This window comes from Streptomyces sp. NPDC032472, assembly GCF_040636955.1.
Classification (GTDB): Bacteria; Actinomycetota; Actinomycetes; order Streptomycetales; family Streptomycetaceae; genus Streptomyces.
The window spans coordinates 40,513-58,975 of record NZ_JBEZVK010000020.1 but is presented as its reverse complement, the minus strand read 5'-3'; the positions used below and the strand labels follow the sequence as shown (position 1 = coordinate 58,975).

Genomic DNA, 18,463 nt, shown 5'->3' with positions numbered 1-18,463 from the left:
GGTAACTGCCCGGGAACAGATTGCCGGGCGGCCATCCCATACGACCCCCACGCCCTGTAAATTTCTGGCCATGCCCCGTGGACGCCACCGCAATCCCGAGCCCCTGCACCGGCTGCTCCTTCCGACGGCCGTCGCCGGTGTTTCCGTCACCAGCGCGGCCGCGGCCTGGCTGCTCGCGGAACCCGTCCCGCTGCGGCTGCTCGTGGCCGTCACGGCGGCCGCCGGCGTCGCGGGGGCCGTCGTCATGCGCGCCTGGGACCGGGCGGCCGGGCGGCGCGTCGCGGAGCTCGCGCGCGAGCGGGTCAAGGACGAGTGGCGGACCGAGGAGCGGGTGGCCGAGCTCGAGTCCGACCTCGAAGAGGCCCGGGCGCTGCGCGCCAAGCTCGACGCCAAGCTGCGGGCCAAGCGGGTCGAACTCGCCGGGCTCCGCGGCGAGCACGCCGCCCTGCTGCGGCGGTACGCGACCGCCGAGACCGAGCGGGCCAGCGCCCTGGAGGGCCGCCGCCTGCTCGCCATCGAGGCCTCCGCGGCGCCGGCGGCCGCCGGCCCGAAGGAGCTTCCGGCGGTGAGCGAGGAGCGCACCTCCAGCGGCGCGCCCACGTCGGTCGGCTACGCCCGGGCCCACGCGGCCCTGGTCGCGCTGGCGGACAAGGCCGCGGCCGGGGCGGCGCAGCCGGCCGCTCCCGCAGCTTCCGCGCCGTCGCAGGCTCCGGTGTCGTCCCGGCCGGCGGCCGCAGCCGCCGCTGCCGCGGGATCCGCGCAGCGCCGGGCCCTGGAGGGACCCACCGGTGGGCCGACCGGTGGACCGGGCGTCCCGCAGCACCGCCGCCCCGGTGACGGGCCGGTGCCCGCTGCCACCGCCACCACCGACACCGGATCCGGGCTTCCGGCGCGTCGTCCGGCCGCGCCCGTGGCCCCGTACCAGGCGGCCCGTCGGTCGGCCTCCCGTACCGTCGGCGGCTTCGACTTCTTCGGGACGAAGAGCGCCGAGCGGGCCCGCGCGGTGATCGAGTCCGTCCAGAACGAGGACCTGGCCGACGTGGTCGGCGCCGAGGCCCTCGCGGTCCACAAGGCCGAGTCCGAGGACCGGGCCGCCGCCGAGCCGGAGTTCAAGCCGGCCACCCCGGAGCAGCGCGCCGTGGGCCAGGTCATCGACCTGACGGCGCACGACGAGACCGAGCCGATCGACGTCGGCCGCCTGCGCAGCGCCATCTCGTAAACGTCCCCGCGCCGGCACACCGGTGCCAGCGGGAACGGAAGGGGCGCTGCTCAGAGGGCGTTGCGCAGCGACTGCACCGTACGGGCCAGGTCGGGCTCCGAGTTGGCGGTGTTCAGGGCGGAGCTGAGGACCTCGGCGTAGGTGGAGCGCGCCGCGCTGTACGTGCGCCGGCCCTCCTCGGTGATGACGGCGTACACGCCGCGCTTGTCGGCGGGGCACAGGTCCTTGTACGCGTAGCCCGCCGAGTCCAGCCGGCCCACCAGGCGGGTCACCGAGCTCTGGCCCAGCCCCACGCGGTCGGCCAGCTCCTGCATGCGCAGCTCGCCGTCGGACGCCTGGGAGAGGTCCTCCAGGGCCCGGTACTCCGACAGTCCTATGCCGTGGTGGCGCTGGAGGGCCTGGGCGAGCCGGCGCTCCACCCGCGAGTGCAGGGTGAGGACGCGGGCCCACATCGCCTGGTCGGAGGAGGCGGGAGGGGCGGTGGTGGGCGAGGTCATGGCGACGCGGCTCCTCGTCTGTCGTCGGTTGACAACAACATACATGCTCAAGCAAGCTTATCGCCTCGCCGCTGATCCCGTCCGGGGAAAAGTGCGGGCCATAAATTCATGCACGTACAAGCAAATATCTGGGGGTTCTTGTGTCTGCCACCGCGACGGGCAACTCCGTGTCCAAGGGCTGGGCCTGGCTGCTCTTCTCGTCCCTGTTCGAGATCACCTTCGCGCTCAGCACCAACGCGACCGACGGATTCACCAAGCTCGGCCCCTCGCTCCTGACGGCCGCCGCCGCGGCCTGCGGCATCTACACCCTGTCCCAGGCGCTCAAGACCATCGACGTCGGCGTCGGCTACACCGTCTGGTCCGGCATCGGCGCCGTCGGCACCGTCGTCCTCGGCACCCTCGTCTACGGCGAGTCGATGACCGTCTGGAAGGTCCTCGCCTTCGTCCTCATCATCGGCGGCGCCCTCGGCCTGCGGATCTCCGACACCGTCGCGGCCAAGAAGGCCGCCGCAGCCGCGGCCGTCCCGGAGCCGGTCGCCGCGGGCGCCCCGCTCGCCCGGCCCGTCGCCTGACGGCCCCGTACCGCTCGCACACCCACATCCGCCCGGCACCCTCTTCGCAGAAGGACACCTGCCCGCCATGACCTGGGTCTTCCTCGGTATCGCCATCCTCTTCGAGATCGCTTTCGCGCTCGGTACCAACGCCACCAAGGGCTTCACCCGCCTCTGGCCGTCCGTGCTCACCCTCGGCGCCGCCGCCGGCGGCATCTACACCCTGTCGCTGGCCCTGCGGGAGCTGGACGTCAGCGTCGGCTACACCATCTGGACCGGCATCGGCGGCGTCGGCACCGTCGTCCTCGGCTCGATCATCTTCAAGGAGAAGATCACCCTCGCCCGCCTGCTCTCCTTCGCCTCGATCATCGGCGGCGCGCTCCTGCTGCGCCTGACCTCCGTCTGAGCGGGACGACGTCCGCGAACGTCTCCGACACCACCCTCACCCGGCACGTCGAGGAGGCGGTCCGCCTCACCGCGAGCACGTCGACAGGGGCGGGATCCCCTTCTCCGGCCCGGCGGTGGGCGGCGGCCGCGTCCTCGGCACGGGCTTCAGCCGCGTCCGTGAGGACATGCGGCCGCCCACGGGAAGGCGGCCGAGTACACCCGCGCGTCCTGCGGGCGTTCTTCCAGGAGAACCGCGACATCGGCGAACTCGACGTGCTCGCCGACATCGCGGCGGAACCGGGGCTGGACGCCGCCGGCACCGCGAGACGCACCGGGTCTCCGTCGCCCCGACGATCCTGATCGGGGACGAGCGCCGGATCGAGGGGGTCCCGACCGCGCCCGGATCCGCAAGGCGGTCCTGGAGAGCCCGGCCCGGCGGGCCGAGAGCCGGGGCGCCGCATGCGGCATCGAGGGCTGCTGACGTGACGACGCTCGGCGAGGCCGCCACGGCGGCCTCCGCGGTGGCCGGACCCTGCTCCCCTGCCCAACCGGTTCGCGGTCGCCCCGATGCCCCGGGTCTCCGTCGCCGCCGAGGGCCTGGCCACCGAGGAGATGGCCGTTGTACTACGAGGAGTTCGCGCGCGGCGGCTTCGGCCTCGCCCTCACCGAGGGGACGTACACCGACACCGCCCACAGCCAGGGCTGCCTCCACCAGCCCGGCATCGCCGACGCGGAGCAGGCCGCCGCCTGGCGGTCGGTCGCCGAGCGGGTGCACGGGGCGGGGGCCCGCAGGTGATGCAGCTGATGCACGCCGGGGCGCCGGCGCAGGGCAACCGCTTCCGCCCCGTCCCGGCGGGCCCCTCCGCGGTCCGGCCGCGCGGGCAGCAGCTGCCGGTGTACGGGGGCGGCGGCCCCCGGCCGGCCCCGTCCCGCTGACCGGGCGGGAGATCGCCGAGGCCGGCGACGGCTTCGCGGCCTCGGCCGTGCGGGCGCGGGACGCCGGCTTCGACGGGGTCGAGGTCCATGCGGCCAACGGCTACCTGCTGCACCAGTTCCTCGGGGCGCACACGAACGTCCGCAGCGACGGCTACGGCGGGCCGATCGAGGGCCGCGTCCGGCTGGCTCCTGAGGGAAGTCGTCGGGGCGGTCCGCGGCGCGGTCGGCCCCGTTTCACGGTGGGCGTGCGCCTGTCGCAGTCCATGGCCAACGACCTGGGCCACCGCTGGACCGGCGGTGTCCGCGAAGCACGGACCGTGCTCGCGGCCGCGGCCGCGGCGGAGGGCGGGGCGGACCACTCGTACATCGCCATCACCGGCCGGGACTGGTTCGCGGAGGCGGCCCTCGACCCGGCCGCCGCCGACACGGACGCGGAGCCGGGCGCGGACCGGGGCGCCGAGGCGGCACGGCGCTCGCTCCCGGCTCTCGCTCGCGCGGCCACCGGGCTGCCGGTGATCGCCAACGGCTGCCGGCACGATCCCGAGACCGTCCGGCGGGTGCTGGAGGAGGGCCACGCCGATCTGCTGTCGGTGGCCCCGGGCGCCATCGTCCACCCCGACCTGCCGCGCCGGCCGGCCGCCGGTCCGGCCCCGGCCCCCTTCGGCCCGGCGGTGCTCCGGCCCCTGGCCACGCCGGCCAACACCCGCCGGGTGCCGGTCCGGCCGCGGGGATGAGGTCCGCCCGGTCGTCAGACTGCGTACGCGGCCACCAGGCGGCCGAGGTGGCGGCCCGCCAGCAGCAGTGGGGTGCGGCTCCGGGTGACCTGGGCGGTCATCTCGGCGCCTTCCAAGGTGGCGATGGCGGTCACCGCCAGGCCGCGGGCCTCCGGTTCCGGGATGCCCGAGGCCAGGAGCTTCGCCGCAACGAGCTCCTGCCAATCGACGAAGGCCCGGGCGCAGGCGGCCTGGAGTTCCGGGAGGCGGCCGATGGTCTCCAGGGCCGTCGCGGTCACGGGGCAGCCGTCCCGCCAGTCGGAGGCCTCCAGCGCGTCGGCGAGCAGGAGGGTGAGTGCCTCCAGGGCGCGGGCGGGGTCGGGGTCGGAGTCGAGCCCGGTGCGCAGCTGCTCGGCGAACTCCTCGTTGCCGAAGTGGACGGCGGCCACCGCCAGCTCCTGCTTGCCGCCGGGGAAGAAGTGGTACAGCGAGCCGAGAGTGGCCTCGGCCTCGCGGACGAGCTGCTTGACCGGGGTGTTCTCGTAGCCGCCGTGTTGCATGAGGCGGGAGGCGGTGCGGACCAGCCGCTCGCGCGTCCCGGGTGCGGTCGTGCCCGTCTTCGTCGTCGTCGCCCTCTGCGCTGCTGATGCCGTGGCTGCCATGCCGGGATCCTACCCCGGTAACTGGATAGAGCGCTCGTTCTAGTGCGTGATACGGTCTCCCAGACTCTGGATAGAGCGTTCGTTCTAGTCCTTCGACCGGGGAGAACTCCGTCATGCAGCAGCACCGTGCCATCACCGTCCTCGGCCTCGGACCCATGGGCCGGGCCATGGCCGCCGCCTACCTCGACGCGGGCTACGAGGTGACCGTCTGGAACCGGAGCGCGGGCAAGGACGCCGACCTCGTCGCGCGGGGCGCCCGCCGGGCCGGCTCCGCCGCCGACGCCGTCCGCGCGAGCGAGCTCACCGTCGTCAGCCTCACCGACGTCGACGCCCTGTTCACCACCCTCGCGGACGCCGACCTCGCCGGCCGGACGCTGGCCAACCTGTCCTCCGACGTCCCCGAGCAGGCGCGCAAAGCGGCCCGCTGGGCCGGGTCCCGCGGTGCCGGATACCTGACCGGCGGGGTCAACGTCCCGCCGTCCGGCATCGGCAAGCCCGACTCGTCGATCTTCATCAGCGGCCCCGAGGCGCTCCACTCGGCGCACCGCGCCGCCCTCGACGTCCTCGGCACCACCGACTTCCGCGGCACCGACCCCGGCCATGCGCAGCTGTACTACCAGCTCAACATGATCATGTTCTGGACCGCGATGACCGGCTTCCACCAGGCCGTCGCCCTCGCCCGGGCCAACGGCCTGACCGCCGCCGACATCCGCCCGTACGCCGCCTCGACCACCGACAGCATGCGCGGCTTCCTCGACTTCTACACCCCGCGCATCGACGCGGACGACCACACCGGCACCGTCGACCGGCTCGCCATGTGCGCCGCGAGCGTCGAGCACGTCCTGCACACGGCCGCGGGCTCCGGCATCGACACGGGCATCCTCGCCGCCCACGCCGAGCTGTACCGGCGCGGGGTCGAGGCCGGATTCGGCGCGGACAGCAGCAGCCGGCTCGTCGAACTGCTCGCCCCGGCGGGACAGTCCGCGGCCTGAGGGCCGGCCGCACCCCGGGCCGCGCGGGGCCTCAGGGGTACGCGCACACCAGGACCACGGCCGCCGCCTCCAGCAGCAGCTGCGCCGTCAGCGCCGCGGACTGGTACTTGCGCGGCGCGGTCATCACCACGGCCGCGGCGGCCAGGACCGCGATGCACACCGCCCCGAACAGGGTGAAGGGGAAGGGCCGGCAGCCGCCGTACATCAGGCACCGGCTGCCCGTCTCCGACATCAGCACGGCGACCTTCGCGGCGACCAGGGCGGGCAGCAGCAGAACGCCGGCGATGCCCGAGCTCCGGCGCATCCCCATCGACGGGCTGTCGGGCCGCGCCGCGGCGGCGGTGGGAGCGGCGGCGGTGGTGTCGTACGGCTGGTTCCAGGTCATGGAGCCATCGTGGCCCGCCCGGCCAGGTCGGCGGATGCGCGGAGCTACTCAGCCGGACGGTCCGCCGTACTCAACTCCGCCGGCCCGTTGCTCAGAAGAGGGGCAGCTGCCCAGGCAGTTCGGACAGGACGAACCCGTCCAGCGTCGGGGCCGAGGCGCCGAGCACCACCCGCGCCCGGGATCCCGAACAGGACACCAGTCCGGCCCGCTCCCGCCCGGACGGCGGATCGTGCCGGGCGATCCGGCCGGCGGTCACGGCGCAGTCGCGCCCGCACACGGGGCAGGAACGTCGGGGTGAATGGGCCATGCCCCCAGTGTGCCCGCCCCCACCGACAGAACCCCGGCCGGCCCCGTGGCATCATCTGCGGCAGTCGACGGAGGGGGGCCCGGGATGGGATGGCGACTGTGGGCGGCCGCGCCGATCGCGGTGATGGCGCTGCTGCTCCTGTGCTCGGGCGCCGCCGCGCTCACCCGGGGCTGGATGCCGCGCCGGCAGCGCGGACTGGTCCGCCGGCCCGGCCTGTTCGGCTGGGCCCAAGTGGTCGCCGGCCTCGCGCTGGGGGTCCAACTGGCCGCGCTCCTCGCGGTGGAGGCCGCGTACAGCGCGGCCCTGGCGGCGCCGGCGGTCACCGTCATGCTGCTCGCCCTGGCGCTGATCCCGTACTCGCACCGCCCGCCCCGCGCGCCGGGCAGGATCCCGGGCAGGTAGCGCCTCCGGGTGGCGGGGCGGCTACTCCCGCTCCGCCTTCGCGCCCTCCCGGGAGGCCAGCCAGGCCTCGTGGGCCGTGACCACCCGGGACCACAGGGCCTCCCGGTCGGCTGCCGTCAGGTCGTCCAGGGTCCGGCCGAAGACGCCGCCGACCACCGAGAAGAACTCCCCGGGCGTGTCCAGGACCCGCTCGGTCGTGCCCTTCAGCGGGTCGATCCGGCTGAGCACCCGGCCCCGCAGGGTGTCGACCCCGTCCGGGTCGCGCCGCAGCAGGGCCAGGGTGCGGACGAAGCCGGAGTCCGGCGAGGTCGACAGCCGCTCGTGCTCCGCCTCGAAGTCGGCCGTCGCGGCGGGCGCCGACAGGATGTTGACCACGGGGCAGGGGGCCAGCTCGTTCACGAACCGCCAGCCGGGCGCCTCCCCTTCCAGCGGGGCCAGTTCGTAGGTGAAAGCCCCTTGCCGGTGGGTCCCGGCGCGCAGCGGCAGCGGCTCGTGCGGCCCGTCGCCGAGCCCGGCGTCGACGAAGTACTCCTCGCCCTCCACCTTCACCGTCAGCGCGAGGTGGTCGCCGCTCACATCGCGCCGCTCGCGGTCCGCCGGCCCGAGCACGCCCGCGAGGTGCCGTGTCACCTCGTACCCGAGGGACTCCAGGAGCAGCGCGAAGGCCCCGTTGAGGTGGAAGCAGTAGCCGCCGTGCCCGGCGGCGAAGCGGCGCACCGACAGCTCGGGCGCGATGCCGGCCGGCCGGCCGAGCTGGATGTCGACGTTCTCGTACGGAATGCGCTCGAGGTGGGCGCGCTGGAGGGCGAAGAGCGCCTCGGCGGTCGGCCGGGGCGGCCGTGCGAATCCGAGCCGCCGGAGGTAGCCGTGGAATCCTTCGAAGCCGTCGCCTATGCGTGGGGTCATCCCCGCACCCTAGGCGCAAACCGCCTTCCGGCTCCTCGGAGTTGTCACTTGTCGATGTCGCCGACGACGAAGAACAGCGAGCCGAGGATCGCCACCATGTCCGCGACCAGCGTGCCCGGCAGCAGCACCGACAGCGCCTGGATGTTGTTGTACGAGGCCGAGCGCAGCTTCAGCCGGTACGGGGTCTTTTCGCCCTTGGACACCAGGTAGTAGCCGTTGATGCCGAGCGGGTTCTCGGTCCAGGCGTACGTGGCGCCCTCGGGCGCCTTCAGCACCTTCGGCAGGCGCTGGTTGATCGGCCCGGGCGGCAGCTGCGCCATCCGGTCCAGGCAGGCCTCGGCGAGGTCGAGGGAGTTGTGGGTCTGGTCGAGCAGGCACTCGAAGCGGGCCAGGCAGTCGCCCTCCTTGCGGGTGACGACCTTCAGGACGTCCTGCAGCTCGCCGTAGGCCAGGTACGGCTCGTCGCGGCGCAGGTCGAAGTCGACGCCGGAGGCGCGGGCGATCGGGCCGGAGACCCCGTACGCGTGCACCGCCTCCGCCGACAGGACGCCGACGCCGCGGGTGCGGCCGCGGAAGATCTCGTTGCCGTGGACCAGCTTGTCGTACACGTCCATGCGGGTGCGGACGTCGGCGATCGCGGCGCGCGCCCGGCCGAGCCAGCCGGCCGGCAGGTCCTCCTTGAGGCCGCCGACGCGGTTGAACATGTAGTGCATGCGGCCGCCGGAGATCTCCTCCATGACCGCCTGGAGCTCCTCGCGCTCGCGGAACGCGTGGAAGATCGGGGTGATTCCGCCCAGTTCGAGGGGGTACGACCCGAGGAACATCAGGTGGTTCAGCACCCGGTTCAGCTCGGCGAGCAGGGTCCGCATCCACACGGCCCGCTCGGGGACCTCCATGCCGAGCATCCGCTCGACCGCCATGACCACGCCGAGCTCGTTGGAGAACGCCGACAGCCAGTCGTGGCGGTTGGCCAGCATCACGATCTGCCGGTAGTCCCGGGCCTCGAACAGCTTCTCCGCGCCGCGGTGCATGTAGCCGACCACCGGCTCGGCGCTGACGATCCGCTCCCCGTCCAGGACGAGGCGCAGGCGCAGCACGCCGTGCGTGGAAGGGTGCTGCGGTCCGATGTTGAGCACCATGTCCGTGCTCTCCGCCGCGCCGCCGATTCCGACCGTGGTCTCCGTCATGCGGGCATTCTCGCAGCCCTAGGGTGGGGGCATGGAAACGGGGACGAAGGGTGAGACGAGCCACCCCGAGTGGGTGCGGCTGCCCGGCGGACTGCTGCGGCTGAGGCGACTGCTGCTGGTGCTGTGGACGGTGCCGCTCACCGCCGTCACCGCCCTCGTGCCCGGGCTGCTGGCCGGCCCCGCCTGGGCGGCCTGCGGGCTCCTCTGGCTCGCCGTCCTGGCCTGGGGGTGGGTGCTGCTCGGCCGGAACTGGCGGTCCTGGCGGTACGCCGAGCGCGCCGACGACCTGCTGATCAGCCGGGGCGTGCTGTGGCAGGAGCAGACCGTGGTCCCGTACGGGAGGATGCAGCTGGTCGAGGTGGCCTCGGGCCCGCTGGAGCGGCGCTTCGGGCTGGCCTCCGTACAGCTGCACACGGCGGCCGCGGCGACCGACGCGAAGATCCCCGGTCTCGCGCCCGCCGAGGCCGAGCGGCTGCGGGACCGGCTGACGGAGCTGGGCGAGGCAAGGTCGGCGGGCCTGTGACCGCAGACCCCCTCGACAGCGGCGCCGGCGCTGCACATGCCGCCTTGGGCGCCGGCACCGATACCGGCACCGGCACCGATACCGGCACCGGCACCGCCGCCGAGCGGCGGCTGCACGTGCTCACCCCGCTGCGCCGCGCCTGGGTGCCGATCGCCGCGACCGGCGGCGCGGTCGTCCAGCAGGGCGAGCGGCTCTCCGAGTGGATCGGCGGCCTGACCCCCGCCCTGCAGCTGCTCTCCCTGGCCGCGCTCGTCCTGCTCTTCGGCCTCTACGGGTTCCTGAGCTGGTGGTCCACCCGTTACGCCGTCACCGACACCGAGCTGCGCATCCGCAGCGGCCTGGTCTTCCGGCGCACCGCGCACATCCGCCTGGACCGCATCCAGGCCATCGACGTCACCCGCCCGCTGCTGGCCCGGATCGCCGGGGTCGCCGCCCTCCGGCTCGACGTCATCGGCACCGAGGACAAGGACGAGCTGGCCTTCCTCGGCGAGCGGGAGGCCGCCGCCCTGCGCGCCGAGTTGCTGGCCCGGGCCGCCGGCTTCTCCCCGGAGCAGGCGGCGGCCGTCGGCGAGGCCCCGCAGCGGGAGCTGCTGCGGGTGCGCCCGCGCGACCTCGCCGTCTCCCTCGCGCTGACCCTGTCCGCCTGGTCGGCGCTGCCCGTGGTGGCCGCCGCCCCTGTGGTGGTCTGGTGGCTCAGCGACAACCCGTGGGCCGCCCTCGGCATCCTGCTGCCGCTCCTCGGCGGGGCCTGGGCGGGCACCGCCGGCCGCTTCATGGAGGAGTACGACTGGCGCGTCGCGGAGTCCCCTGACGGGCTGCGCCTGGACCACGGGCTGCTGGACCGGGCCCACGAGACGGTGCCGCCGGGGCGCGTGCAGTCCGTACGGATCGTGGAGCCGCTGCTGTGGCGGCGCCGCGGCTGGGTCCGCATCGAGCTGTCGGTGGCCGGCTCGAAGAACGGGGTGCTGGCCCCGGTGGCCCCGCGGGCCGAGGCGCAGGCGCTGATCGCCCGGGTCCTGCCGGGCGCCGACCGGGCCGCCCTGGTCTTCGCCCCGTCGCCGCGCCGCGGGGCGCGCTGGGTGGTGCCGCTGTGGTGGAGGGGCTACGGCCTGGCCGTCTCGCCGGAGGTGTTCGCGACCCGGCGCGGCCTGCTGTGCCGCCGCACGGAGATCGTCCCGCACGCCAAGGTGCAGAGCGTCCGCCTGACCCGGGGCCCGTGGCAGCGGGCCCGCGGCGTGGCCGACGTCCACGTGGACACCGGGGCCGACGCCACCGTCACCGCCCGGCTGCGGGCCGCCGACGAGGCCGCCGCCCTGCTGCACGCCCAGGCGGACCGCTCCCGCACCTCCCGTGCAGACGCCCGCCCGGACCGCTGGATGACGGGCCCGGGGGCCTGAACGCCCACCCCAGGGCTGCCCGCTAGCCGGCCCCGCCGCCCGCCCTGACCAGGCCGGACTCGTACGCGAGCACGACCACCTGCACGCGGTCGCGCAGGCTCAGCTTGGTCAGGATGCGGCCCACGTGTGTTTTGACCGTGGCCTCCGACAGGACCAGCCGGGCCGCGATCTCGCCGTTCGACAGCCCCTGCGCCACCAGCAGCATGACCTCGCGCTCGCGCTCCGTCAGCCGCTCGATCTCCTTGTTCTGCGGCTCCTGCGTGCTGGTCGGCAGCATCGGGGCGAACCGGTCCAGCAGCCGCCGCGTCGTGGACGGGGCCACCACCGCGTCACCGCTGTGCACCGAGCGGATCGCCGCCAGCAGCTCGCCCGGCGGCACGTCCTTGAGCATGAACCCGCTCGCGCCCGCCTTCAGCCCGGAGAACGCGTACTCGTCCAGGTCGAAGGTGGTCAGGATGATCACCTTGGGGTGCTCGTCGGGCTCGCAGATCCGCCGCGTGGCCTCGACCCCGTCCAGCCGCGGCATGCGCACGTCCATCAGCACCACGTCCACCTTCGTGGCCCGCAGCACCTCCAGGGCCTCCAGGCCGTCGCCCGCCTCCGCGACGACCTCCATGTCCGGCTGGGCCGCGAGCACCATCCGGAACCCCGTGCGCAGCAGCACCTGGTCGTCGACCAGCATCACTCGGATGGACATCAGTTACCTCGACCTCGTCACTTCTTCTTGAGGGGGAGCAGAGCGCTGATCCTGAAGCCTCCGCCCGGACGCGGGCCCGCGTCCAGGGTTCCGCCGACCATACCGACCCGCTCCCGCATGCCGATCAGCCCGTGCCCGGCGCCGTCCGCGCCGCCGTCCTCGTACAGCTCGTGCGCCGCGCCCCGGCCGTCGTCCTCGACGAGCAGGCCGAGCCCGTCGTCGAAGTAGACCAGCCGGACGCTCGCCCTGGCGTCCGGACCGCCGTGCTTGCGCGTGTTCGTCAGCGCCTCCTGCACGATCCGGTACGCGGTCAGCTCGACGCCGCTGGGCAGTTTGCGGGGCGCGCCCTCGACCTCGAAGTCCACGGTGAGGCCGGCCGCCCGCACCTGCTCCACGAGCACCTCGATCTGCTCGACGTCGGGCTGCGGCACGTAGTCCTCCGACTCCTGCGGCTCCCCGGTGCGCAGCACGCCCAGCAGGCGGCGCATCTCGGCCAGCGCCTGCCTGCCGGTGCCGGAAATGGTCTGCAGGGCCTCCTTGGCCTGTTCCGGCGCCACGTCCATCACGTACGCGGCGCCGTCCGCCTGCACCACCATCACCGACACGTTGTGCGCGACCACGTCGTGCAGCTCGCGGGCGATCCGCGCGCGCTCGGCGGCGACGGCCACCTTGGCCTGCGCCTCGCGCTCCTTCTCCAGGCGCTGGTTGCGCTCCACGAGCTGGGCGTAGTACGCCCGGCGGGTGCGCAGGGAGTCGCCCAGCACCCAGGCCAGGGCGAAGGGGACGATCGCGAAGAGCGTGAAGAAGACGTTGTCCACGGTGTCGCCCTTGTCCACGTGGAAGCGCAAGGCGTACAGGGGGGAGGCGGTCATCCCGATGGCGAACGCGGTACGGGAGAACCTGCGCGAGACCTCGGCGGACGCCGCCACCGTGTAGAGGATCATCAGCATGCCGAAGTCGCCCGAGTGGATCTCGGTGCCCGTCAGCAGCTGGTAGACGCCGGTGCCCACCGCCGTCCAGAACATCGGCTGCGTCCACCTGCGGCGCAGCGAGACGACGGCGCCCATCGCGAGCACCGAAGGGACGGCGAGCAGCTTGGCCGCCGCGCCGTACGCGCTGCTGCCGGTGACCTCCAGCATCGCGATCCCGCACAGGAGGACAGCCCAGAAGGTGTCGACGCCCGTCGGGTGTCTGCGGAGGAAGTCGTAGAGACGCTGCACGTAACCCAGAGTAGGCAAGGGAGAAAGGTGCTGGAGTCAACCACAGGGGCGATCCGTGATCCGGGGCCGTACTCCGCAAGGTGGAGGGCGAGCTTAGCCTGTGGGGGATGAGCACGCAGGGCACTCAGGGTGAAGACGGAACGCCGGTCCGCTGGCGGGCCGCGATGGAGCGGGCGCTGTACGTGCCGGGCGGCTTCTACGTGCGCCCCGGCGGGCCGGGCCCCGCGGGGCACTTCCGCACGTCCGTGCACGCCTCGGCGCTGTACGCGGGCGCGGTGGCGCGGCTGCTGTGCCGGGTGGACGCGCAGCTCGGGCACCCGGAGGGGCTCGACTTCGTCGACGTCGGGGCCGGGCGCGGGGAGCTGGCCGCCGGGGTGCTGGCGGCGCTGCCGGCCGGGACGGCCGCGCGGGTGCGGGTGTACGCGGTGGAGAAGGCGGCGCGGCCGGACGGGCTGGACCCGCGGATCCGGTGGGTGGCCGAGCCGCCGGCGGGGGCGGTGGGGCTGCTGTTCGCGAACGAGTGGCTGGACAACGTGCCGCTGGACGTGGCGCAGGACGGGCGGTACGTGCTGGTCGCCGCGGACGGGAGCGAGAGCCCGGGCGGGGCGCTGGACGCGGGTGACCGGGCGTGGGTCGAGCGGTGGTGGCCCGGCGGGGGGCGGGTGGAGATCGGGAGGGCGCGGGACGAGGCGTGGGCGGCTGCCGTTGCGTGCCTTGCGGCGGGGGTTGCCGTTGCCGTGGACTACGCCCACACCCTGGCCGGCGGGCGGCCGGTGTACGGCACCCTGGCCGGGTTTCGGGAGGGGCGGGAGGTGGCGCCCGTGCCGGACGGGAGCTGTGACGTCACGGCGCACGTGGCGCTGGATTCCTGCGCGGGGGCCGGCGCCGTGCTGCTGACGCAGCGCGAGGCGTTGGCGCAGCTCGGCGTCTCGGGCGCCCGTCCGCCGCTGTCCCTCGCCGCGGCGGATCCCGCGGGCTACGTCCGCGCCCTCGCGTCGGCCGGCGAGGCCGCGGAGCTCACCGCCCGGGGCGGCCTGGGCGACTTCGTCTGGCTGGCCGAGGGCGTCGGCGGCATCCCCGCCTGGCCCCTCTGACCCGGGCGCCGCCGCCGGTTGCCGCCGGTTGCCGCTGCGCGGAGCCGGTTCCCCTCCCCGCCCCTTCCCGAAATGCTTCACACGCCGGCGGGGCTGACTTCAGCCCGCGCGGCGTTTGAGCGCACCGGGCGCGGAGCGCACGGAACGGGGTCCGGGGCGGAGCCCGCCACGCGGCGGAGCCGCACATCCGGCACAGCGGGAAGGGGCGGGTAGGGGACCGGCTCCGCGCAGCGGGAGCCAGGTGGCTACTCGGTGGCCTCGTGGGCGTGGCCCTCGCGGAGGCCGCCGCCGCTGCCGGCGGAGCCATCCGTCGGCGCGGAAGTGACCGGGCGGCTCAGCGGAGCCAGGTCGTACGCGTAGTGGCCCACCGCGTTCGCGATGACGTCGACGTTGATGTCCAGCGCCTTCTGGTTGATGTTCGCGATCGTGTCGCCCTTGCCGTGGTAGTTCACGTCGTACGCGACACCCGCCTCACCGCCGAACTTCACCGCCTGCGCGGCCGTCTTGATGCCCTCGGCCCCGGTGTCGGTGCCGCCCGACGGAATGCCCGCCTCGATGAACGGCCCGTAGTCGGAGCGGCCGGTGAAGTCCGAGCCCTCGTGCGGGATGCCCTGCGCGTCGAGGAAGTCGGTGATGCCCTTCTCCAGTTGGGCGGAGCCCTCGGGGCCGGGGCCCGAGCCGACGTGGTCGGAGTCGTCGCCGTCGTAGACGAAGTACGCCGCGTTCGGCGAGGCGATCATGTCGAAGTTCAGGTAGAGCTTGATCTGCTTCTTCTGCGCGTCCGTGAGCCCGCCCACGTACGCCTCGGAGCCGAGCAGGCCGAACTCCTCCGCCGACCACCAGGCGAACTTCACCTTGTTCTTGATCTTCTTCTGGTCGCCCGCGAGCCGCTGCGCGACCTGGAGGATGCCGGCCGAGCCCGAGCCGTTGTCGTTGATGCCGGGGCCGGCGGCCACCGAGTCCAGGTGCGAGCCGAGGAAGACCGTGTTGTTCTCGTCGCCGCCTTGCGTCTCCGCGATCACGTTGAACGTCTTGCGGTTCTCGCGGAACTCGCGGATGTCCAGGGTGACCTCGACCGGCCCGGCCGCGGCCTCGGCGGCGAGCTTCTCGCCCTCGGCCTTGGTGATGCCGCCGGTCGGGACCTTCCCGGCGTTGGCGTCGCCGAGGGTGCCGTTGAGGGCGCCGTCGGTGTTGTTGTAGATGACCGCCCCGACGGCGCCGGCCGCCGCCGCGTTGGCCTGCTTGACCGCGAAGGTGCAGCCGCCGCGCCGGATCAGCGCGATCTTCCCGGTGAAGGCGCCCGCGGCGAAGTCCTCGGGCTGGCAGCCGGTGGTGTTGTCCGCGTCGACCGGGACGGCGGCGATCCGGGCCGTCACCCCGTCCGCCGGGCCGCTCGCGGTGTACGTCATCAGCTTGATCGGGACGTCCCGCCCGCTCGCGCCGTTCACCTTCAGCGTCTCGGCGATGGTCTCCACGTACACGAACTCGAACTCGTTGCGCGAGACCTTGTACCCGGCGGCCTTCATCACCGCCTCGACGTACTGGGCGGACTGCACGTGGCCCTTCGAACCCGCCACGCGCGTGCCGTTGTTGTAGTCGGCGATGGACTGGAAGACCTTCAGGTGGTTGTTGGCGCCTTTGCCGGTGGAGTCCTTGACCAGCTTCCTGGCCAGGGCGTCGCCCCGGGCGGTATCGCTTGCCGGGCTGCCCGTGGCGCCGGCCGGTCCGGCCAGCATCAGCGGGGAGACGAGGGCGGCGGCCGCGAGAGCAGAGGTTGCGGCGGCTATACGGCGTGAGGGCATGAAGGTCCTTCCACGACAGGTGCGAGCTGGCAGACGGAAGCGATGCGCGGTACGTGGGGGGAGTGGTGGACGCACGGTATAGACCTGCGGGCGGATCTGGCCAGACCTTGAACTGATTCCGGTTCGTGAATTCCGTATATCGGTGCGTACGCGCCGTCGGAATCCGGCCGGCTCCGCTCTTCCCGCCTAGCGCAGGATGCCTTCGATGAAATCCGGGCCTATCCGGGCGACCACGCCCAGATCCAACTGGTGCTGGGCATAACGGCCCTGACGCCGCGTGTGCAGCAGGCCCGCCTTCTTCAGCGCCGACAGGTGCCGGGAGACCTCCGGCGGGGTGATCCCGTGGACGGTGGCCAGCTCGCTCGTGGTGTACGGCGCGCGGGCCAGGCTGCGGCACAGCATCATCCGCATCGGGTGGGCCAGGGCTTCCATCCGCCGCTGGAGCAGCTCGACCGAACCGGAAGACGGCAGTTCGGGGGAGCGCAGCGGGTAGTGGATCACCGGCCGCCAGCCGGGGGCGTGCAGCACCAGCAGGTGCGGCCAGCCGAAGTGCGTCGGCACGAAGACGAGGCCGGCGCCTATCTCGGGATCGGTCGCGGTGGCCTGCCCGGTGACCATCTTGTCGGCGGTGATGACGGTGCGCGCCTCGTCGACGCTGAGGGCGCCGGAGACCTCCCTCAGCACCGCGGGCAGCCCCTTGCGCCGCAGCACCTCGGTCTTGTGCCGGGCGTCGGCGGTCTGCTCGGGCTCGATGCGCCGCCAGGTCTCGCCGAAGAAGGCCTCGTCGCAGTCCTCCAGCAGCCGCCGCATCCACACCCGTACGGCCGCGGTGTCGTCCAGGAGCCGCCGGGAGAACTCCAGCCGGCCGGGCCCGCGGGCCGCCGCGGTCTCCAGCACCTTGGCGCGGGCGCCGGCATCGGTCAGCGGGGACGGCCCGCCGCCCTCGTTGTACAGGGCCAGCCAGCAGTGCTCCAGGGCGGCCATCACGAACCGCTCGTCGTCCAGCCGGTCGAGTACGTCGAGCTCCTCGGCCAGCGTCGCGGCGGGCCGGCCGGTGCCGCCGGGGACCCCGGCGAAGGGCATGAAGATGTCGGCGAAGGAGGAGCGCCACATGAAGTCGCCCTCCAGCAGCCGGTCCGCGAGGCACGGGTCGAGGGATGCCGCGGTGGCGGCGGTCCAGGAGGCGAGGCCGGGGTGGTGGGCGGGCTGCGAGAGCGCGTGCAGGGTCATGCAGAGCTCGGCGAGCGGAGAGGGGGCGAAGGTGATGCTCTCCTCGGGGAGCCCGGCGATGTCGATCGTGACGCTCATCGGGCCATTCTGGCCGGTCCACCCCGCCCCCGGGCGCACCGCGGCGCCCGCGGCGGGGCGCCCGCGGGCGGTGCCGCCCCGCCGGTGAGCCGGGCGACGGCGCCACCGCCCGGATCGGCGCGCCCGGGGCCCGCCTCCCGGGCTCCGGTGCCGCGGCTTCCGTGCTGGTCAGGACGTCGATTGACGGCGGGCGTCAATCGACGAGCGGGCCGGGCCGCAAGGGTTCAGGGTGGAGGGATGACAGCGATCGAGCAGTACCTCATCGACACCTACCGGGCGTCCCAGCACGGCGACCCCCTGCCCCCGCCGCCGGGCCGCGACGACGTCGCCGTCCTGCGCGCGGCCCGCACCTACGAGCAGTTCCGGGCGGTCCTGGACGGGCGGGCGGCGCACCACCCCTGGCGCGCCGCCCTCCGCCGCCTGCTCACCCGGCCCCGGCCCTGCTGAAAGGGCCCGGACCGGAGCACCTCAGGCGAAGTTCGGCGCGTTGCGCTCGTAGACCAGGCGCAGCCCGATCAGGGTGAGCCACGGCTCGTGGTCGTCTATCACCGACGACTCGCCCAGCACCATCGGCGCCAGACCGCCGGTGGCGATGACCCGGACGTCGTCCGGGTCGCCGTGCGGGCCGGCCAGCTCCCGCGCCATGCGGGTCACGACCCCGTCGACCTGCCCCGCGAACCCGTACACCACGCCCGACTGCATCGCCTCGACCGTCGACTTGCCGATCACGTGCCGCGGCCGGGCGAGCTCGATCTTGCGCAGCTGCGCGCCCCGTACGCCGAGGGCCTCCATCGAGATCTCGATGCCCGGGGAGATCACCCCGCCCACGTACTCGCCCTTCGCCGACACCGCGTCGAACGTGGTCGCCGTACCGAAGTCGACCACGATCGCCGGCCCGCCGTAGAGCTCGACCGCCGCGACCGCGTTGATGATGCGGTCCGCGCCGACCTCCTTGGGGTTGTCCATCAGGATCGGCACGCCCGTCTTGATGCCCGGCTCGACCAGCACCGCCGGCACGTCCCCGTAGTAGCGGCGCGTCACCTCGCGCAGCTCGTGCAGGACCGACGGCACCGTCGAGCAGATCGCGATGCCGTGGATGCCGTCGCCCAGCTCGCTGCCGAGCATCGGGTGCATGCCCATCAGGCCCTGCATCAGGACGGCCATCTCGTCGGCCGTGCGCCGCGGGTCGGTCGAGATGCGCCAGTGCTCGACGATCTCGGCGCCGTCGAACAGGCCGAGCACCGTGTGCGTGTTGCCGACGTCGATGGTGAGCAGCAC

At 73.8% G+C, this 18,463-nt stretch carries 23 protein-coding genes; 12 read left to right on the top strand and 11 right to left on the bottom strand.

Annotated features, from left to right (window positions below):
- Positions 1-70 precede the first annotated feature (70 nt).
- Positions 71-1,219, top strand: coding sequence for a hypothetical protein (locus AB0F11_RS16090; protein ID WP_362173186.1), 1,149 nt, complete (start codon positions 71-73; stop codon positions 1,217-1,219).
- Between the two features lie 50 nt (positions 1,220-1,269).
- Here the strand turns inward: AB0F11_RS16090 and AB0F11_RS16085 are convergent, their stop codons facing one another.
- Positions 1,270-1,716, bottom strand: a complete 447-nt coding sequence (locus AB0F11_RS16085) for a MarR family transcriptional regulator (RefSeq protein ID WP_362173184.1) — start codon at positions 1,714-1,716, stop codon at positions 1,270-1,272.
- Between the two features lie 140 nt (positions 1,717-1,856).
- Here AB0F11_RS16085 and AB0F11_RS16080 point away from each other — a divergent pair, with 140 nt between their 5' ends.
- The 5 genes from AB0F11_RS16080 to AB0F11_RS16060 all read left to right on the top strand — a co-directional run bounded on the left by AB0F11_RS16080 (position 1,857) and on the right by AB0F11_RS16060 (position 4,324).
- Positions 1,857-2,288 carry a multidrug efflux SMR transporter gene (locus AB0F11_RS16080; protein WP_362173181.1) on the top strand — a complete coding sequence of 144 codons (432 nt, stop codon included), beginning with the start codon at positions 1,857-1,859 and terminating at the stop codon, positions 2,286-2,288.
- A 67-nt stretch (positions 2,289-2,355) separates the two neighbouring features.
- Positions 2,356-2,673: a multidrug efflux SMR transporter gene (locus tag AB0F11_RS16075; RefSeq protein WP_362173178.1), complete on the top strand. Its 318-nt coding sequence runs from the start codon at positions 2,356-2,358 to the stop codon at positions 2,671-2,673.
- Between the two features lie 600 nt (positions 2,674-3,273).
- The gene (locus tag AB0F11_RS16070) at positions 3,274-3,450 is read left to right on the top strand and encodes a hypothetical protein (RefSeq protein ID WP_362173176.1); all 177 of its coding nucleotides are present in this window, start codon (positions 3,274-3,276) and stop codon (positions 3,448-3,450) included.
- Positions 3,450-3,590, top strand: a complete 141-nt coding sequence (locus AB0F11_RS16065; RefSeq protein ID WP_362173173.1) for a hypothetical protein — start codon at positions 3,450-3,452, stop codon at positions 3,588-3,590. The genes AB0F11_RS16070 and AB0F11_RS16065 overlap by 1 nt, the downstream gene beginning before the upstream one ends.
- Positions 3,591-3,637: 47 nt before the next feature.
- Positions 3,638-4,324 (top strand): hypothetical protein, encoded by a 687-nt coding sequence (locus AB0F11_RS16060; RefSeq protein WP_362173170.1) that lies wholly within the window; start codon positions 3,638-3,640, stop codon positions 4,322-4,324.
- A gap of 14 nt (positions 4,325-4,338) precedes the next feature.
- Here the strand turns inward: AB0F11_RS16060 and AB0F11_RS16055 are convergent, their stop codons facing one another.
- Complete coding sequence (locus AB0F11_RS16055; RefSeq protein WP_362173167.1) at positions 4,339-4,965, bottom strand: TetR/AcrR family transcriptional regulator; 627 nt, start codon at positions 4,963-4,965, stop codon at positions 4,339-4,341.
- Positions 4,966-5,078: 113 nt separating this feature from the next.
- Here AB0F11_RS16055 and AB0F11_RS16050 point away from each other — a divergent pair, with 113 nt between their 5' ends.
- Entirely contained in the window at positions 5,079-5,957 is an 879-nt protein-coding gene (locus tag AB0F11_RS16050; RefSeq protein WP_362173164.1) for an NAD(P)-binding domain-containing protein, read from the top strand.
- 31 nt (positions 5,958-5,988) lie between these two features.
- Here AB0F11_RS16050 and AB0F11_RS16045 read toward each other — a convergent pair whose 3' ends face one another.
- Together AB0F11_RS16045 and AB0F11_RS16040 are read right to left on the bottom strand one after the other, a co-directional pair.
- Entirely contained in the window at positions 5,989-6,342 is a 354-nt protein-coding gene (locus AB0F11_RS16045; protein ID WP_362173161.1) for a hypothetical protein, read from the bottom strand.
- A 91-nt stretch (positions 6,343-6,433) separates the two neighbouring features.
- Positions 6,434-6,649, bottom strand: coding sequence for a hypothetical protein (locus tag AB0F11_RS16040; RefSeq protein ID WP_362173158.1), 216 nt, complete (start codon positions 6,647-6,649; stop codon positions 6,434-6,436).
- A gap of 84 nt (positions 6,650-6,733) precedes the next feature.
- On the opposite strand from AB0F11_RS16040, the gene AB0F11_RS16035 reads away from it, so the two are divergent.
- On the top strand, positions 6,734-7,051 hold the full coding sequence (locus AB0F11_RS16035; protein WP_362173155.1) for a hypothetical protein: 318 nt from the start codon (positions 6,734-6,736) through the stop codon (positions 7,049-7,051).
- A gap of 21 nt (positions 7,052-7,072) precedes the next feature.
- On the opposite strand, the gene AB0F11_RS16030 is transcribed toward AB0F11_RS16035, so the two are convergent.
- Together AB0F11_RS16030 and AB0F11_RS16025 are read right to left on the bottom strand one after the other, a co-directional pair.
- Positions 7,073-7,957 (bottom strand): arylamine N-acetyltransferase, encoded by an 885-nt coding sequence (locus AB0F11_RS16030; RefSeq protein ID WP_362173153.1) that lies wholly within the window; start codon positions 7,955-7,957, stop codon positions 7,073-7,075.
- A gap of 44 nt (positions 7,958-8,001) precedes the next feature.
- Positions 8,002-9,144 (bottom strand): NADH-quinone oxidoreductase subunit D, encoded by a 1,143-nt coding sequence (locus tag AB0F11_RS16025; protein ID WP_362173150.1) that lies wholly within the window; start codon positions 9,142-9,144, stop codon positions 8,002-8,004.
- A gap of 31 nt (positions 9,145-9,175) precedes the next feature.
- Here AB0F11_RS16025 and AB0F11_RS16020 point away from each other — a divergent pair, with 31 nt between their 5' ends.
- Positions 9,176-9,667 (top strand): PH domain-containing protein, encoded by a 492-nt coding sequence (locus AB0F11_RS16020; RefSeq protein WP_362173147.1) that lies wholly within the window; start codon positions 9,176-9,178, stop codon positions 9,665-9,667.
- A 44-nt stretch (positions 9,668-9,711) separates the two neighbouring features.
- The gene (locus AB0F11_RS16015) at positions 9,712-11,064 is read left to right on the top strand and encodes a PH domain-containing protein (protein WP_362173362.1); all 1,353 of its coding nucleotides are present in this window, start codon (positions 9,712-9,714) and stop codon (positions 11,062-11,064) included.
- A gap of 22 nt (positions 11,065-11,086) precedes the next feature.
- Here the strand turns inward: AB0F11_RS16015 and AB0F11_RS16010 are convergent, their stop codons facing one another.
- Both AB0F11_RS16010 and AB0F11_RS16005 read right to left on the bottom strand, forming a co-directional pair.
- Complete coding sequence (locus tag AB0F11_RS16010; protein ID WP_362173144.1) at positions 11,087-11,761, bottom strand: response regulator transcription factor; 675 nt, start codon at positions 11,759-11,761, stop codon at positions 11,087-11,089.
- Positions 11,762-11,778: 17 nt separating this feature from the next.
- On the bottom strand, positions 11,779-12,981 hold the full coding sequence (locus AB0F11_RS16005) for a sensor histidine kinase (protein WP_362173142.1): 1,203 nt from the start codon (positions 12,979-12,981) through the stop codon (positions 11,779-11,781).
- 107 nt (positions 12,982-13,088) lie between these two features.
- Here AB0F11_RS16005 and AB0F11_RS16000 point away from each other — a divergent pair, with 107 nt between their 5' ends.
- Entirely contained in the window at positions 13,089-14,075 is a 987-nt protein-coding gene (locus AB0F11_RS16000; RefSeq protein ID WP_362173140.1) for an SAM-dependent methyltransferase, read from the top strand.
- Between the two features lie 245 nt (positions 14,076-14,320).
- Here AB0F11_RS16000 and AB0F11_RS15995 read toward each other — a convergent pair whose 3' ends face one another.
- Together AB0F11_RS15995 and AB0F11_RS15990 are read right to left on the bottom strand one after the other, a co-directional pair.
- Positions 14,321-15,877, bottom strand: coding sequence for a M28 family metallopeptidase (locus AB0F11_RS15995; RefSeq protein WP_362173137.1), 1,557 nt, complete (start codon positions 15,875-15,877; stop codon positions 14,321-14,323).
- A gap of 186 nt (positions 15,878-16,063) precedes the next feature.
- On the bottom strand, positions 16,064-17,185 hold the full coding sequence (locus AB0F11_RS15990; protein ID WP_362173134.1) for a DUF5937 family protein: 1,122 nt from the start codon (positions 17,183-17,185) through the stop codon (positions 16,064-16,066).
- 237 nt (positions 17,186-17,422) lie between these two features.
- Between AB0F11_RS15990 and AB0F11_RS15985 the strand changes: the two genes are divergently transcribed.
- Positions 17,423-17,632: a hypothetical protein gene (locus tag AB0F11_RS15985; protein WP_362173131.1), complete on the top strand. Its 210-nt coding sequence runs from the start codon at positions 17,423-17,425 to the stop codon at positions 17,630-17,632.
- Positions 17,633-17,653: 21 nt separating this feature from the next.
- On the opposite strand, the gene AB0F11_RS15980 is transcribed toward AB0F11_RS15985, so the two are convergent.
- Complete coding sequence (locus AB0F11_RS15980) at positions 17,654-18,463, bottom strand: type III pantothenate kinase (protein ID WP_362173128.1); 810 nt, start codon at positions 18,461-18,463, stop codon at positions 17,654-17,656.